This window comes from Caballeronia terrestris, assembly GCF_001544515.1.
Classification (GTDB): domain Bacteria; phylum Pseudomonadota; class Gammaproteobacteria; order Burkholderiales; family Burkholderiaceae; genus Caballeronia; species Caballeronia terrestris.
Genome location: NZ_FCOL02000393.1, coordinates 1 through 1,441 on the forward strand (window position 1 = coordinate 1; position 1,441 = coordinate 1,441).

The 1,441-nt window shown below is 54.0% G+C and carries 2 protein-coding genes and 1 pseudogene; all 3 read right to left on the bottom strand.

All coding sequences use genetic code 11. The features are described from left to right. Positions 1–203 (bottom strand): ATP-binding cassette domain-containing protein (locus AWB67_RS37695; protein ID WP_125477878.1); only part of this gene is annotated, 203 nt, incomplete at its 3' end. Then, a complete protein-coding gene (locus AWB67_RS37700) occupies positions 200–1,084 on the bottom strand; it encodes an ABC transporter permease (protein WP_087660841.1) in 885 nt (294 codons plus the stop codon). The genes AWB67_RS37700 and AWB67_RS37695, both read right to left, overlap by 4 nt. Next, positions 1,081–1,353, bottom strand: a pseudogene (locus AWB67_RS37705) (ABC transporter permease subunit); the annotation flags it as partial. The gene AWB67_RS37700 and the pseudogene AWB67_RS37705, both read right to left, overlap by 4 nt. Positions 1,354–1,441: the final 88 nt, after the last annotated feature.

Here is a 1,441-nt window from a genome sequence, read left to right on the forward strand (position 1 = left end):
GTCTGCGGCAGTAGGCGCAATACGGAGAGAGCCGTGACACTTTTGCCACTTCCCGACTCACCAACAACTGCCAGCGTTTCATTGCGCATCACTTTGAGCGACACGTCTCGAACAGCTGCATGCCATGAACCGCCAATGCGAAATTCCGTGCGCAGCTCTCGCAGTTCAAGCACGGGAACCTGGGGAACGATTTCTGGTTTCATGAACGCTCCGATCGCATCTTAGGATCAATTGCGTCGCGTAAAGCATCGCCAAGTAAGTTGAGAGCTAGAACCGCGAGTAATATTGCGACGCTCGGGAAAACAGTCAGCCACCATGCGTCAAGAATGTTCTCAAAGCCGTCGCGGATCATACTGCCCCAAGTTGCCGTGGGAGGAGGTACGCCCATGCCAATGAAGCTAAGCGACGCTTCAGTGCGAATCGCTGTCGCCATCCAGAGAGATCCGAGCACAACGACGTCGGACACCATATTGGGGAGTATGTGCACTCCCATAATCCTTAAATGTCCAAATCCAAGCGCTCTTCCTGCTTCAACAAAATCTCGCTGTTTCAAGGTAATGGTTGGAGCTCGCGACACCCGGATAAAGGGCGCCACCTCAGTAATGGCAATCGCTATCACCAAATTCTCGAGGCTCGCACCAAGCATTGCCGCTACCATCAAGCCAAGGAGGAGCGCGGGGAACGAAAGAAGGACGTCGACGAGCCCGGTTACGCATTGATCCACAACGCCGCCAAAGTATCCTGCGAGAATGCCCAAAGCGGAGCCAACCGCCATCGCAATGAGGATTGCGACGAAGCTCACTAAAAGCGAAATCCGTGCTCCATAAATAAGACGAGATAGTACGTCACGGCCGAAACTATCCGTTCCCAGCAAGAACTGAGACGAGGGCCCGTCCAGGCGGAATGCGATGTGTTGCTGCAGAGGATCATACGGCGCAAGCCACGGCGCGAAGATAGCCACGCAGACAATGACGAACAGAAGACCAATACCTACCCAAGAAAGACGGTTCTTCTTAAGCGCCTGCCAGATAGGACTTGCCCTTCGCGACGATTCTGCTGCCATTGGAGGTGCCACGTTGCTCATTTGTATTTCACCCGAGGATCGATCAGTCCGTAGACAAGATCAGTCAGCAAATTAACGATGATGACGCACGCTGCGAAGACAACAATCAATCCCTGGAGTAGCGTGTAGTCTCGCGTGCTCAAGGCACTAAGGATCAACTTTCCAAGACCTGGCCGGTTGAAGACAATCTCCGTCAAGACCGAGTTGCCGATCAGCGTGCCGAAGTACAACCCGACGACGGTCACAATAGGAATGAGCGCGTTGTAGAGCCCGTGACGTAGGACGATACGTACGTTGCTAAGGCTGTGCTGAAGAAGCGGGGGTTTTCACGGGATCGTCGTTGCTGATTCCACGATGCGAGAATGGCGACGCGCTCGC